The organism is Pseudomonas sp. ES4 (assembly GCF_050586665.1).
GTDB classification, from domain to species: domain Bacteria; phylum Pseudomonadota; class Gammaproteobacteria; order Pseudomonadales; family Pseudomonadaceae; genus Aquipseudomonas; species Aquipseudomonas frederiksbergensis.
On the sequence record NZ_JBOBDO010000015.1, the window covers coordinates 117038 to 131081 of the forward strand.

11 protein-coding genes are annotated in these 14044 nt (G+C 60.9%); 6 read left to right on the forward strand and 5 right to left on the reverse strand.

Annotation, left to right across the window (positions count from 1 at the left end):
• The first annotated feature begins 2 nt into the window (after nucleotides 1-2).
• From treC to tadA, 6 genes are all read left to right on the forward strand, one after another.
• Nucleotides 3-1649, forward strand: coding sequence for an alpha,alpha-phosphotrehalase (treC, locus tag ACQ4OB_RS17705; RefSeq protein WP_430956131.1), 1647 nt, complete (start codon nucleotides 3-5; stop codon nucleotides 1647-1649).
• A gap of 107 nt (nucleotides 1650-1756) precedes the next feature.
• Complete coding sequence (locus ACQ4OB_RS17710; RefSeq protein WP_430956132.1) at nucleotides 1757-2980, forward strand: maltoporin; 1224 nt, start codon at nucleotides 1757-1759, stop codon at nucleotides 2978-2980.
• A 62-nt stretch (nucleotides 2981-3042) separates the two neighbouring features.
• Nucleotides 3043-5577: a phosphoenolpyruvate--protein phosphotransferase gene (gene ptsP / locus ACQ4OB_RS17715; RefSeq protein ID WP_430956133.1), complete on the forward strand. Its 2535-nt coding sequence runs from the start codon at nucleotides 3043-3045 to the stop codon at nucleotides 5575-5577.
• A gap of 2 nt (nucleotides 5578-5579) precedes the next feature.
• Nucleotides 5580-5879, forward strand: coding sequence for a PTS transporter subunit EIIB (locus ACQ4OB_RS17720; RefSeq protein WP_430956134.1), 300 nt, complete (start codon nucleotides 5580-5582; stop codon nucleotides 5877-5879).
• A gap of 403 nt (nucleotides 5880-6282) precedes the next feature.
• Nucleotides 6283-7659, forward strand: coding sequence for a multicopper oxidase family protein (locus tag ACQ4OB_RS17725; RefSeq protein ID WP_074873976.1), 1377 nt, complete (start codon nucleotides 6283-6285; stop codon nucleotides 7657-7659).
• Nucleotides 7659-8153, forward strand: coding sequence for a tRNA adenosine(34) deaminase TadA (gene tadA, locus ACQ4OB_RS17730; RefSeq protein WP_046049260.1), 495 nt, complete (start codon nucleotides 7659-7661; stop codon nucleotides 8151-8153). The genes ACQ4OB_RS17725 and tadA overlap by 1 nt, the downstream gene beginning before the upstream one ends.
• A 122-nt stretch (nucleotides 8154-8275) precedes the next feature.
• Here the strand turns inward: tadA and cmoB are convergent, their stop codons facing one another.
• The 5 genes from cmoB to lon all read right to left on the reverse strand — a co-directional run bounded on the left by cmoB (nucleotide 8276) and on the right by lon (nucleotide 13819).
• On the reverse strand, nucleotides 8276-9232 hold the full coding sequence (gene cmoB, locus ACQ4OB_RS17735; protein WP_102616045.1) for a tRNA 5-methoxyuridine(34)/uridine 5-oxyacetic acid(34) synthase CmoB: 957 nt from the start codon (nucleotides 9230-9232) through the stop codon (nucleotides 8276-8278).
• Entirely contained in the window at nucleotides 9229-10008 is a 780-nt protein-coding gene (gene cmoA / locus ACQ4OB_RS17740; RefSeq protein ID WP_430956141.1) for a carboxy-S-adenosyl-L-methionine synthase CmoA, read from the reverse strand. The genes cmoB and cmoA overlap by 4 nt, the downstream gene beginning before the upstream one ends.
• Nucleotides 10009-10146: 138 nt before the next feature.
• The gene (locus ACQ4OB_RS17745) at nucleotides 10147-10791 is read right to left on the reverse strand and encodes a lysoplasmalogenase (protein WP_430956135.1); all 645 of its coding nucleotides are present in this window, start codon (nucleotides 10789-10791) and stop codon (nucleotides 10147-10149) included.
• Nucleotides 10792-10793: 2 nt separating this feature from the next.
• A complete protein-coding gene (locus tag ACQ4OB_RS17750; RefSeq protein ID WP_074873979.1) occupies nucleotides 10794-11186 on the reverse strand; it encodes a protease inhibitor I42 family protein in 393 nt (130 codons plus the stop codon).
• 215 nt (nucleotides 11187-11401) lie between these two features.
• Nucleotides 11402-13819, reverse strand: coding sequence for an endopeptidase La (gene lon / locus ACQ4OB_RS17755; RefSeq protein ID WP_430956136.1), 2418 nt, complete (start codon nucleotides 13817-13819; stop codon nucleotides 11402-11404).
• Nucleotides 13820-14044 lie beyond the last annotated feature (225 nt).

Sequence of the window (14044 nt, forward strand, 5' to 3'; positions counted from 1 at the left end):
TCATGCAAGACTGGCAACGTTCGGTGATCTACCAGATCTACCCGAAGAGTTTTCACAGCCACGCCGGCAACCCCACGGGTGATTTGCTCGGCGTTGTGGCCAAGCTCGATTACCTGCACTGGCTGGGTGTCGATTGTCTGTGGATCACGCCGTTCCTGCGCTCGCCCCAGCGCGACAACGGCTACGACATCAGTGACTACTACGCCATCGACCCGAGCTACGGGACCATGGCCGATTGCGAATTGCTGATCGCCGAGGCCGGCAAGCGCGGCATCAAGTTGATGCTCGACATCGTGGTCAATCACACCTCGATCGAACACACCTGGTTCCAGCAGGCCCGCAGCAGCCTCGACAACCCGTACCGGGATTTCTACATCTGGCGCGACCAGCCGAACAACTGGGAGTCAAAGTTCGGTGGCTCGGCGTGGGAATACGAAGCCCAGACCGGTCAGTATTACCTGCACCTGTTCGACCACACTCAGGCCGACCTGAACTGGGATAACCCAAAGGTGCGTGCCGAAGTCTTCAAGATGATGCGTTTCTGGCGCGACAAGGGCGTCGGCGGGTTCCGTCTGGACGTGATCAACCTGATCTCCAAACCGGCGGACTTCCCCGAGGACAATACCGACGGTCGACGTTTCTACACTGACGGCCCGAACGTTCACGAGTACTTGCAGCAGATGCACCGCGAAGTGTTCGAAGGCCATGACCTGATCAACGTTGGCGAGATGTCGTCCACCAGTCTGGAGCACTGCATTCGATACTCGCGACCCGAGTCGAAAGAGCTGTCGATGACCTTCAACTTCCATCACCTGAAGGTCGATTACCCGAACCTGCAGAAGTGGATTCGCGCCGATTTCGACTTCCTCGAACTCAAGCGCATTCTTTCCGATTGGCAAACCGGCATGCAGGCCGGCGGTGGCTGGAACGCGCTGTTCTGGTGTAACCATGACCAGCCTCGTGTGGTCTCGCGTTTTGGTCATGACGGCGAATATCGGGTGCTCTCGGCGAAGATGCTCGGCACGGCGCTGCATTTCCTCCAGGGCACACCGTTCGTGTACCAGGGCGAGGAACTGGGCATGACCAATCCGGGCTTCGATCACATCGATCAGTACCGCGATGTCGAGACGCTGAACATCTTCCGGCTCAAGCGCGAGGCGGGTGCGAGCGACGCCGACAACATGGCGGCGATCATGCAGAAGTCCCGGGACAACGGCCGTACGCCGATGCACTGGAATGCCGAGCCCAACGCGGGTTTCAGCGCCGTCGAACCGTGGATCGGGGTGCCGGCCAACGCCGGGCAGATCAACGTTGCCGCCCAACTCGATGACCCGGATTCGGTGCTGCATCACTACCGTCGGTTGATCGCCTTGCGCCGCACTGAGGCGCTGATGTCCGACGGTGTCTATCGGCAATTGTTGCCCGAGCACACGCAAATCTGGGCGTACGTGCGTGAGGGCAATGGCGAACGGTTGCTGGTGCTGAACAATTTCTACGGCACGCCATGCGAAGTCGAACTGCCAGATGAAGTGATCAGCGAAACCATGGCCCAACGTTTGGTCATCAGCAATTACCCGGACTGTCCGACGCGAAATCGGCAGGTCCTCTTACGGCCTTATGAGTCGTTCGTGCTGCATATGATCGACTGACCGACCGCAAAAAAAACACCGACTCAAAAAAACACGCAGAACGCTGCGCGGGGGAGTTTTGCGCGCCGGTTTTGCTGCTGCACACAATAAAAATAATGGGGTAGCTCTTGAAAACAACAATAAATCGCAGCCTTGCAATGGCGGGCGTGTGCCTGGCTTTGCCTCTTTCGGCCCAGGCGCTGGAGTTCGCCGGTTACTTGCGCAGCGGCGTCGGCACCTCGGTCAACAGCGGTAAACAGCAGTGCTTCCAACTGCCGGGTGCGCAGACCAAGTACCGCTTGGGCAATGAATGCGAGCAGTACGCCGAACTGGAATTGCGCCAGGATCTGTACACCCTGGACGACGGTTCGGTGCTGAGCATCGACGGCATGGCTTCGTTGTACAACCAGTACGACAAGGACCTGACCTTCAACGGTGACAACGGCTCGGTGCGCCTGCCGCAGGCGTACGCGCAGTGGTCGAACATGCCAAGCCTCAACGGCGGTTCGCTGTGGGCCGGCCGGCGTTACTACAAACGGAACGATATTCACATTTCCGACTTCTACTATTGGAACCAGAGCGCCACCGGCGGCGGTATCGAGGACGTGCTGATCGGCGATCTGAAATACAGCTACGCCTTCTCGCGCAAGGACAACCTGTACCAGAAGGACTACATCAACCGACATGACTTCAACGTTGCCGGCTTCAACACCAACCCCGGCGGTGCGTTGGAATTCGGGCTGAGCTACATCGACAAACCCGACAGCCGCGACGCTCACCGTGGCTGGGCGATCACCACCCAGCATGTGCAGAAGGGCTTTTTGGGCGGCAAGAACAAACTGGCTTTCCAGTACGGCGAAGGTCCCGGCACCGGGTTGGGTTATACCGGTAACGTGAAGCTCGACGACAGCAACAAAAGTTATCGGGTGGTGGAGTTCTTCGACTGGCAAGTGACGCCGCGATTTGGCGGGCAGATCGAGGCGGTTTACCAGAAAGACATTCGCCCGGACGGCAGTGATCAGAACTGGATTTCCCTGGGTGTTCGCCCGGCCTATGCGCTCACCGAGCAGTTCAAACTGGTGACCGAACTGGGTCACGATCAGGTCGACGCCACGGGCGGCACGCGCAAGCTGAGCAAGTTCACCTTCGCCCCGACGTGGTCGCCCAAGGGGCCGGAATTCTGGGCGCGCCCGGAGGTGCGTCTGTATTACACCTATGCCAGCTGGAACGAGGCGGCCAAACGGGCGGCCAATGAACTGGCGGCGGGCTCGGCGTTGTCCGACACCGGCGCTTTCGGCACGGCGCGCCACGGTTCGAACGTCGGATTGCAGGTCGAGTACTGGTGGAAATAAGCGATGCTGTCGGAGCCTCGCGCTCCATCGGCACTTCAAAGAACAAAACAGCAGGTGACGTCATGGCCACACCCCAACAATTGCAACTGCACGCGCCCCTGTCCGGCGTATTGATGCCACTGGACCTCGTGCCCGATCCGGTGTTTTCCACCCGCGTGATCGGCGATGGCCTGTGCATCGATCCGACTTCAACGACGTTGTGCGCGCCGCTGGCAGGGGTTGTCAGCAACGTGCAGGCCAGCGGGCATGCGATCAGCATCACCGACGAAAATGGCGTGCAGGTGTTGATGCACATTGGCCTCGACACGGTGAACCTCGCCGGGAAAGGCTTCACGCGGTTGGTGGAGGAGGGCCAGCAGGTTGACGTTGGGCAGTCGCTGATCGAGTTCGATGCCGATTTCGTCGCATTGAATGCCCGCAGCCTGCTGACGTTGATGCTGGTGGTCAGCGGCGAGCCGTTCACTTGGCTGACGCCGGAAACGGGTGTGGTTGATAGTGGCCAGCCGTTACTGAGCTTGAAGCCCATCGAGCAGGCAACGGATGAGCCAGTGGCGGAAGCGGGCGAAGCAGTGTTTTCCAAACCGGTGACGCTGGCCAATCCCAACGGCTTGCACGCCCGTCCGGCAGCGGTGTTCGCCCAGGCGGCGAAAGGTTTTTCGGCGAGCATTTACCTGCATAAAAAGCAGGCGAGTGCGAACGCGAAATCCCTGGTAGCGATCATGGCGTTGCAGACGGCTCATGGTGACGTTGTGCAAGTCAGCGCGGCCGGCCCGGATGCTGAAGCGGCGATCAAGACACTCGCCGAATTGCTGGCGACTGGATGCGGTGAAGCCGGGGCGGCCTCGGCGCCGGTTGAGGCGGTTGCGATTGAGGCTTCATCGCTGACGGTGTTGCGTGGGGTGTGCGCATCGGCCGGGTCGGCGTTTGGCCAAGTGGTGCAGATAGCCGAACAACACCTGGACGTGAATGAATTCGGCGCCACACCACAGGTTGAACGCGATCATCTGTCCCGCGCCTTGGCCGAGGCGCTGCTGGCCCTGCAACAATTGCGTGACACCGCCGTTGGCAGTGCGCAGGCAGACATCTTCAAGGCTCATCAGGAGTTGCTCGAAGATCCGGGTTTGCTTGAGGTGGCTCACGTGCAGATCGACGAAGGCAAAAGTGCCGGGTTCGCCTGGCGCGCGGCCACCGAGTCGGCGGCAACCGTGTTCAACAGCCTGGGCAATGCCTTGCTGGCGGAGCGGGCGGCGGACCTGGCCGATGTCGGCCAGCGAGTGCTCAAGCTGATCCTCGGCGTACAGGATCAGGCGATGGAGCTGCCTGAAGGGGCGATCCTGATCGCCGAACAACTGACACCGTCGCAGACCGCCGGGCTCGATACCCGCAAGGTACTGGGTTTCGCCACGGTCGGTGGCGGCGCTACCAGCCACGTCGCGATCCTCGCTCGGGCGTCCGGATTGCCGGCGATCTGCGGGTTGCCCGTTCAGGTGTTGGGGCTGGCCAACGGCACTCAGGTGTTGCTCGACGCCGACAAGGGCGAGCTGCACCTGGACCCGGATCTGGCGGCCATCGAGCAGCTGCAAGCCAACCGTCAGCGCCAGCAGAAACGCCATCAACATGAGTTGGCGCACGCAGCGCTGGCGGCGTGTACCCGCGATGGACACCACGTTGAAGTGACGGCCAACATCGCCTCGCTGGCTGAAGCGGAGCAGGCCATGGCACTGGGAGGCGAGGGCGTTGGACTGTTGCGTTCGGAGTTTCTTTATCTGGACCGCAATCATGCGCCAAGCCATGACGAACAGGCGTCCACCTACAGCGCCATCGCCCGCGCCCTGGGGCTGGCGCGCAATCTGGTGGTGCGCACACTGGATGTCGGCGGCGACAAACCGTTGGCCTACGTGCCGATGGACAGCGAAACCAATCCGTTCCTCGGCATGCGCGGAATTCGTTTGTGCCTGGAGCGCCCGCAGCTGTTGCGCGACCAGTTCAAGGCGATCCTGAACAGCGCCGGGCTGGCCCGTCTGCACATCATGTTGCCCATGGTCACGCAGCTGTCGGAGTTGCGCCTGGCCCGGCAGCTGCTTGAGGAAGAGGCGCTGGCATTGGGCCTCACTGAACGGCCGAAACTGGGGATCATGATCGAAGTGCCGGCAGCGGCGCTGATGGCTGATCTGTTTGCGCCCGAAGTGGATTTCTTCTCGATCGGCACTAACGACCTGACCCAATACACCCTGGCCATGGACCGCGATCACCCGCGCCTGGCCAGTCAGGCCGACAGCTTTCATCCGTCGGTGCTGCGTTTGATTGCCAGCACCGTGAAGGCCGCCCACGCCCATGGCAAATGGGTCGGCGTGTGTGGCGCCATGGCCTCGGAAACCCTGGCGGTGCCGTTGTTACTGGGACTTGGGGTGGATGAACTGTCGGTGAGCGTGCCGTTGATTCCGGCGATCAAAGCGGCGGTTCGCGAAGTGGATCTGCTGGACTGCCAGGCCATCGCCCAGCAAGTGCTGGGGCTGGAAAGCGCCGAGCAAGTGCGCGAGGCGTTGCGGCTGTATCACGAGGCGACGGTCGATACTTCACTGGTACTGGAGAACTGAACATGTTCGAGAAAATGCAGCGGGCGTTCTGGAAAGCATTGACCCCGGACTTGGTGGTGGATGAGCCGAAAGTGCTGGCTCAGCCTGTTTCTGGTCTGGCTCCGGAAATTGTGGCCGCTTTGGGTGGTGTGGATAACCTGAAGGCACAGCGGCCGGTGGCGCTGACCCGGGTTCGGGTTGAATTGCGGGATGTGGCGCGGATGGATCGGCAGGCTTTAAAGGTGGCCAGGGTGCCGGGCGTGATGATGCTGGACGAAGGCGTTGTGCATTTGTTGATGGGGTTGGTGGTTGCCGGACGTTAGGTGATCAGATTCAAGAGCCACCCCTCACCCCAGCCCTCTCCCCATGGGGGAGAGGGGAAAGGGAGCAGATCTTCAAGCTTTTCAAACCTGAGTTCGACTCGGTTTTTCAGGTCGATGTAGCTCCAAGAGCAACTCGGTCAGTTCCCTCTCCCCACGGGGGAAAAGGGGAAAGGGAGCAGATCTTCAAGCTTTTCAAACCTGAGTTCGACTCGATTTCTCAGGTCGATGTAGCTCCAAGAACAACTCGGTCAGTCCCCTCTACCCCCTGGGGAGAGGGTTAGGGTGAGGGGTGGCCTCTGCGGCCATCCGCCGCCCCACCCTTACTGTTTCTCATCCGCAGGTGTATCGTATTCGCCTTTTACAGGCCCCATGCCTGTCGCTGATACGTGAGGTAGTTGAGTTCATGTCCTTTACCCGTCGCCAAATCCTCGGTGGCCTGGCCGGTCTTGTTGTCGTTGGTGTCGGAGCGGGGGGCGCGTCGCGGTATTGGTTGGGCAAGATGGCCGACGCCGACGCGGGCCACGACTACGAGCTGATCGCCGCACCGCTGGACGTTGAACTGGTGGCCGGGCACAAGACCGAAGCCTGGGCGTTCGGCCCGTCGGCGCCGGGCACCGAGTTGCGCGTGCGTCAGGGGGAATGGCTGCGGGTGCGCTTCATCAACCACCTGCCGGTTGCCACCACCATTCACTGGCACGGCATCCGCCTGCCACTGGAAATGGACGGCGTGCCCTACGTCTCGCAGCTTCCAGTGCTGCCGGGCGAATACTTCGACTACAAATTCCGCGTGCCCGACGCCGGCAGTTACTGGTATCACCCGCATGTGAACAGCAGCGAGGAACTGGGTCGCGGGCTGGTTGGCCCGTTGATTATTGAAGAGCGCGAGCCTACCGGCTTCAAGTACGAAAAGACCTTGAGCCTCAAGAGCTGGCACGTCGATGAAGAGGGCGCTTTTGTCGCGTTCAGTATTCCTCGCGAAGCGGCCCGTGGTGGCACGGCGGGGCGCCTGTCGACCATCAACGGTGTCGCGCAAGCGGTGATTGAATTGCCCGCCGGGCAGATCACCCGGGTGCGCCTGCTCAACCTCGATAACACCCTGACTTACCGACTCAATATCCCTGGCGTCGAAGCGCAGATCTACGCGCTGGACGGCAACCCCATCGAACCGCGGCCGTTGGGCAAGGAATACTGGCTCGGCCCGGGCATGCGCATTTGCCTGGCGATCAAGGCCCCGCCGGCCGGTGAAGAAATGTCCCTGCGCAATGGCCCGGTACGCCTGGGCACGCTCCGTTCGGTGGCGAACGCCGATGCACCGACCGAGTGGCCACCCGCACTGCCCGCCAACCCGGTGGCCGAGCCGGACCTGGCTAACGCGGAGAAACTCAACTTCAATTTCGAATGGGTAGGCTCAGTGTCGGTGAACGTCGACAATGGCAAGCCGCCGAGCCTGTGGCAGATCAACGGCAAGGCCTGGGACATCACCGACAAGACGTGCGCCGACCGCCCGATTGCCAAGCTCGAGAAGGGCAAGAGCTACATTTTCGAATTGAAGAACATGACTCAGTATCAACACCCGATTCACCTGCACGGCATGAGTTTCAAGGTGATTGCGTCGAACCGGCACAAGGTTATTCCGTATTTCACGGACACCTACTTGCTGGGCAAGAACGAGCGCGCGCAAGTGGCGCTGGTGGCGGATAACCCTGGGATCTGGATGTTCCACTGCCATGTGATCGACCACATGGAAACCGGCCTGATGGCCGCCATTGAGGTGGCCTGATGCGTCAGATACGCCCGACAGCAATCATTGATCGCAGCCGTGATCGTGACTTCATGCGTGAAGCCCTGGCCCTGGCCGCCCAAGGCGCGGCGCTCGGTGAAGTGCCGGTGGGTGCGGTGCTGGTGCAGGATGGTGAAATCATCGGTCGGGGTTTCAACTGCCCGATCAGCGGCAACGACCCGAGTGCCCATGCCGAGATGGTGGCGATCCGCGCTGCCGCGTTGGCCGCCAGCAACTATCGTCTGCCCGGCAGCACGCTGTATGTAACGCTTGAGCCATGCAGCATGTGCGCCGGGCTGATCGTGCATTCGCGGATTGCGCGGGTGGTGTATGGGGCGCTGGAGCCGAAGGCCGGGATTGTGCAGAGTCAGGGGCAGTTTTTTACCCAGGGATTCTTGAACCACCGGGTGCTGTATGAAGGCGGGGTGTTGGCCGAGGAGTGCGGGGCGGTGTTGAGCGAGTTCTTCAAGGCCCGAAGAGCCAGTAGAGACTGATCGTTCCCACGCTCCGCGTGGGAATGCATCCAGTGACGCTCTGCGTCACATCCGCAAGGGACGCGGAGCGTCCCGGGGCGGCATTCCCACGCGGAGCGTGGGAACGATCATTGGAAGGGGATTTATTTGCGGGCGACGATGACGGCGCGCATCGGCGCTGGCAGCCCTTCAATCGTCTTGCTGTGATCTTGCGGGTCAAGGAAATCGCTCAGCGACTGATACTTCATCCACTCCGTCCCGCGCTGTTCCTCGACCGTCGTCACGCTCACGTCCACACAGCGAACATCCGTGAACCCGGCGCGGCGCAGCCACAGTTCCAGCGCGGGCACTGATGGCAGGAACCACACGTTACGCATCTGTGCATAACGGTCTTCCGGTACCAGCACCTGTTGCTGATCGCCTTCAATCACCAGCGTTTCCAGCACCAGTTCGCCGCCCTTGACCAAGCAATCCTTCAGCGCCAGCAAATGCTCGATCGGTGAACGACGGTGATAGAACACCCCCATGGAGAACACCGTGTCGAAGCCTTCCATGTTCGGCGGCAGGTCTTCGAACGGGAACGGCAGGTGCCAGGCGTTGGGTTCGGACAGGTAGCGCTGCACCGCCTGGAACTGGCAGAAGAACAGCCAGTTCGGGTCGACACCAATCACACTGTCGGCCCCGGCACCGAGCATGCGCCACATGTAATAGCCGTTGCCGCAGCCGACATCGAGGATGCGTTTACCCTTCAGATCCAGATGCGGTGCAACCCGCGACCACTTCCAGTCCGACCGCCATTCAGTATCGACGTGCACACCAAACAGATCGAACGGCCCTTTGCGCCACGGCGATAAACCCATCAGTGCGGTGCGCATCTGAACGCGGGTTTCGTCATCGCAATCGGTGTCCAGCGTCAGGCCATTCAGTAAATCGACGACCTTCGGCTGAATCTTCGGCAAGGCGTCCAGCGCACTCTGCCAGCGCTCCAGATCGCCGTGACCCTTTTCCATTTTCTTGTCGAGTTGCGCCTGCAGGGTGTTCGCCCAGTCGGCCAGCGGAGTACCGGCCAGACGGCGGGCGAGGGGGGAGAGATCAATCATGGCAAGGCAATCAACGAGGCAAAGTTAAGACACTGGAACCACGGCACGACTTTCGAGAACCCGGCGGCCAGCAAGCGCTCGCGGTGTTCTTCGAGGCTGTCGGGCTTCATGACGTTTTCGATGGCGCTGCGCTTCTGGGCAATCTCGAGTTCGCTGTAGCCATTGGCGCGTTTGAACGCGACATGCAGGTCAGTGAGCAGCGCCTGTTCTTCGGGGTCGTTGAAGCGCAGCTTCTCCGAGAGGATCAACGCACCACCGGGCAGCAGCGATTGGCGGATGCGCGAAAGCAAGGCGGTGCGCTGCTCCGGAGCGATGAATTGCAGGGTGAAGTTCAGCGCCACCACCGAGGCTGGCTGGAATTCGAGGGCCAGGATGTCGCCTTCGATCACTTCCACCGGCAGCAACTCCTGGAACATCGAGTCCTGACCGTTGAGGTATTCGCGGCAGCGTTCGACCATCGCCGCCGAGTTATCCACAGCGATGACGCGGCAGCCGTCGGTGCGCACGTGACGGCGCAGGGCCTGGGTCACCGCGCCGAGGGACGAACCGAGGTCGTAAAGCATGCTGTTGGGCTGGGCGAATTGCGCGGCAAGTACGCCCAGGTTTTCAACGATGGTCGGATAACCTGGCACCGAGCGCTTGATCATGTCCGGGAACACCCGCACCACGTCCTCGTTAAAGGCGAAGTCAGGCACCTGGGCCAGAGGCTGGGCGAAAAGGCGATCGGGTTCTTTGCTCACGGCGGTTCCAGCGGTGTAGGTGGAAAAGGCCGGCATTTTAGCCAAATTGACGGGGTTACGCACTGATCGTTCCCACGCTCCGCGTGGGAATGCATCCTGTGACGCTCTGCGTCACGCTTGCGCAGGGACGCGGAGCGTCCCGGGCGGCATTCCCACGCAGAGCGTGGGAACGATCTATTGGGGGCGGTGAGCGGATTGAGAAAAGGCCGACGCCGCAATCCCCCATTGCCCCAACCAATAGCTGAGGATGATGACGTAAGGCGCGGCATGGAATGGCATCACAAACCGATTAATGCCAATCACGCTGTCCGAAAACACAAACGCCACCGCACCTGCGGCCGCCAGCAACGCCGAGCGCTTGGGCACATCGGTGCCGAGTCGGGCCAGGGCGCGCCAGAGCATGGCGCTGATGGCCAGACCGTAGACGATCACCGGGATCAGCAGCGGCCCCAGGCCATTGGAAATCAGAATCCCCAACAACACCGCGCCGACGCCCAACGCGATGATCAGTGGCAATAGCGCCAGTCGCCGGCAATCACTCAAGTAGGCTTTCAGGTACGCCAGGTGCGCGACCAAAAACGCGCCGAGTCCGAACACAAACAAGTCCCCGGGCCATGCCAGCAACACATCGCCGAGCAGGGAGAAAATCAATCCAAGGCTGATCCAGCGCCGATATTCGCTGGGCGGTGCGTCATGCAACCAACCGAGCAGCGCCAATACCGGCAGCGGTTTGACCAGCAGGCAGAGCAACGCTGCATGCACACTGACGCCGTAGAGGAACGTCACCGCGCCCATCAGCGCCAGAATCAGCCAGCCCACGATCAGTTAACCGAGATCGCGCAGTCGAAGGTTTCCACTGCCGGTACTTCCGGTTCCCATGGCTGTGAGTAAATCAGGCGCAAACGGCCAGTGCCCGCGGCGAAGGACTGGAAGCGCCAGGTGGAGAGGCCGGCGCTGCCGACGATCCCCGCGTCTTGCGGATTGCTGTAGACCTCGGGGCTGAGCGCGCGCAATACGCCACCGGCCGAATCCTGGATCGTCCAGCGATAACCCGTGGTCGGGTTGCTTGGCAGGGTCAGGATCAGGTTTTGCCCGTTGTGCAATTGCACTGGGCATTCGCTTTGTTTTTCCACGGTCACGTTCTGTTTCGGTTGCGTGGCGCAGGCGGCCAGCAAGGAGAGGGCGAGGGGGACAAACAGGCGGGTGGGGGACATAAGGTCAGTGGCTCCGGCATTCACGACGAACGGCGAGCATAACTGAAGATGAGACAAAGTGTGACGGCACAGAAGGAGATGTGTTGTAAGTGCCGACGCCTTCGCGGGCAAGCCCGCTCCCACAGGGATCGAGTGTGGTCACACATTTGTGTCCACCCCAAACCTGTGGGAGCGGGCTTGCCCGCGAAGGCGTCGGTACAGGCGCTACAGTTCTGTCAGAACAGAATTTTCGCCACATCCGCAAAGCGCTTGGCAAAGTGCACGGTAATCCCTTCCTTTAGATAATCCGGCAATTCCTCAAAGCTGCCGCGGTTAGGCTCGGGCAGGATCAACTCGAATATTTTCTGCCGCCGCGCCGCAATCACCTTTTCACGCACGCCGCCAATCGGCAGCACATGCCCGGTCAGCGTCAGTTCGCCAGTCATGGCGATGCCTTTTTTCGGTGGCTGGTTTCGGGCGAGCGAAAGCAGGGCGCTGGCCATGGTCACGCCGGCACTCGGGCCGTCTTTCGGGGTGGCGCCTTCCGGGACGTGCAGGTGAACGAAGGCTTCGTCGAAGAACTTCGGATCACCGCCGAACGACTTCAGGTTGGAGCTGACGTAGCTGTAGGCGATTTCCGCCGACTCCTTCATCACGTCGCCCAATTGCCCGGTGAGTTTGAAGCCGCGGTTCAAGGTGTGAATCCGCGTGGCTTCGATCGGCAAGGTTGCGCCGCCCATGCTGGTCCAGGCCAGGCCCGTGATCACACCAGTCCCCGACAGCACTTGTTCATTACGGAACACCGGATGACCGAGTGAGGCTTCCAGGTCTTTCGGCCCGAGCTTGATCACCGCTTTCGGCTCGTCGATCAGTTTCACCACGGCTTTGCGCACCAGTTTGCCCAGTTGTTTTTCCAACTGCCGCACGCCGGCTTCGCGGGCGTAGCCATCGATCAACGCCTTCAACGCGCTGTCGCTGATCGACAGGCTGCCTTTGGACACACCGGCCTTCTCAAGTTGCTTGGGCCACAGGTGACGTTTGGCGATGGCGATTTTTTCTTCGGTGATGTAGCCCGACAGGCGAATCACTTCCATCCGGTCCAGCAACGGGCCGGGGATCGAGTCCAGGGTGTTGGCGGTGCAGATGAACAGCACTTTCGACAGGTCCAGACGCAAGTCCAGGTAGTGGTCGAGGAATTCGACGTTCTGTTCCGGGTCGAGGGTTTCCAGCAGCGCCGAGGCCGGGTCGCCCTGGAAGCTCTGGCCCATCTTGTCGATCTCGTCGAGCATGATCACCGGGTTCATCACTTCGACATCTTTCAACGCATGGACGAGTTTGCCCGGTTGCGCGCCGATGTAGGTGCGGCGGTGGCCCTTGATCTCGGCTTCGTCGCGCATGCCGCCGACGCTGAAACGGTAGAACGGCCGGCCGAGGGATTCGGCGATGGATTTGCCGACACTGGTTTTACCCACGCCCGGCGGGCCGACCAGCAGCACGATGGAGCCGCTGATCTCGCCTTTGTAGGCGCCGACGGCGAGGAACTCGAGGATGCGGTCCTTGATGTCGTCGAGGCCGGCATGGTGTTTGTCCAACACCTTGCGGGCGTGCTTGAGGTCGAGTTTGTCCTCGCCGTACACGCCCCACGGCACCGAGGTCGCCCAGTCGAGGTAGTTGCGGGTCACCGCATACTCCGGCGAACCGGTTTCGAGGATCGACAGTTTGTTCATTTCCTCTTCGACGCGTTTTTGCGCCTGAGGCGGCAGAACCTTGCCGGTCAGCCGCTGTTCGAACTGCTCGATGTCAGCGCTGCGATCGTCCTTGGTCAGGCCCAGTTCTTGCTGGATGACCTTGAGCTGTTCCTTGAGGAAGAACTCGCGCTGGTGCTCGCCGATCTTGCGGTTCACTTCGGCGGAGATTTCTTTTTGCAGGCGCGCGACTTCGACTTCCTTGCGCAACATCGGCAGGACTTTTTCCATGCGCTTGAGCATCGGCACACAGTCGAGCACTTCTTGCAGCTCGCTGCCGGTGGCCGAGGTCAGTGCGGCGGCGAAGTCGGTCAGCGGCGACGGGTCATTGGGGCTGAAGCGGTTGAGGTAGTTCTTCAGCTCTTCGCTGTACAGCGGGTTGAGCGGCAGCAGTTCCTTGATCGCGTTGATCAGCGCCATGCCGTAGGCCTTGACCTCGTCGGTCGGCTCGGTGGGCTGGTGCGGGTATTCGACTTCCACCAGGTACGGCGGGCGATGGTGCTTGAGCCAGGTCTTGAGGCGGACGCGGGTCAGGCCCTGGGCGACGAATTGCAGTTTGCCGTTTTCGCGACTGGCGTGATGCACCTTGACCAGCGTGCCGTAGAGCGGCAGGGCCGAGGTGTCGAAATGGCGCGGGTCTTCCTGGGGCGTGTCCATGTAGAACAGGGCCAGGCAGTGGTGATCGGATTTGCTCACCAGATCCAGCGTTTCCGCCCACGGTTCTTCATTGACGATGACCGGCAGCACTTGGGCCGGGAAGAACGGGCGGTTGTGGATCGGGATGATGTAGACCTTGTCCGGCAGGTTCTGGCCTGGCAGGGCGAGGCCTTTGCCGGCGGAGTGGTGTTCGGCATTCTCTGGGTCGGCGTAGTCGCTCGGGTCTTCGGGGAATTCTTGCTGGTCGGTCATGGGGCACCTGCGCAATTGGGTATGGGTGTTAGATGGGGCAGGTGGGGGGTGGTTTCAATGGCTCGGGATATTTCTGATTCGCTGCGCCAGCTGTAATTACGCAGCGGACGATTGGGGCTGCTTGGTATACAAAGACATCAATTTGGCTTTTAAGGATTCAAACGCTGTTATTTCTGTCAGGTCCCAGCAGGTGAAGAGCATGGTTCAGTAGTCAGGTGAGAGGTT

What these genes read in the sequence shown, in the direction of transcription:
- treC (WP_430956131.1), top strand. Translation starts at nt 3, where the DNA reads ATGCAAGACTGGCAACGTTCGGTGATCTACCAGATCTACCCGAAGAGT.
- ptsP (WP_430956133.1), top strand. Translation starts at nt 3,043, where the DNA reads ATGGCCACACCCCAACAATTGCAACTGCACGCGCCCCTGTCCGGCGTA.
- ACQ4OB_RS17720 (WP_430956134.1), top strand. Translation starts at nt 5,580, where the DNA reads ATGTTCGAGAAAATGCAGCGGGCGTTCTGGAAAGCATTGACCCCGGAC.
- ACQ4OB_RS17725 (WP_074873976.1), top strand. Translation starts at nt 6,283, where the DNA reads ATGTCCTTTACCCGTCGCCAAATCCTCGGTGGCCTGGCCGGTCTTGTT.
- tadA (WP_046049260.1), top strand. Translation starts at nt 7,659, where the DNA reads ATGCGTCAGATACGCCCGACAGCAATCATTGATCGCAGCCGTGATCGT.
- cmoB (WP_102616045.1), bottom strand. Translation starts at nt 9,232, where the DNA reads ATGATTGATCTCTCCCCCCTCGCCCGCCGTCTGGCCGGTACTCCGCTG.
- cmoA (WP_430956141.1), bottom strand. Translation starts at nt 10,008, where the DNA reads ATGCCGGCCTTTTCCACCTACACCGCTGGAACCGCCGTGAGCAAAGAA.
- ACQ4OB_RS17750 (WP_074873979.1), bottom strand. Translation starts at nt 11,186, where the DNA reads ATGTCCCCCACCCGCCTGTTTGTCCCCCTCGCCCTCTCCTTGCTGGCC.
- lon (WP_430956136.1), bottom strand. Translation starts at nt 13,819, where the DNA reads ATGACCGACCAGCAAGAATTCCCCGAAGACCCGAGCGACTACGCCGAC.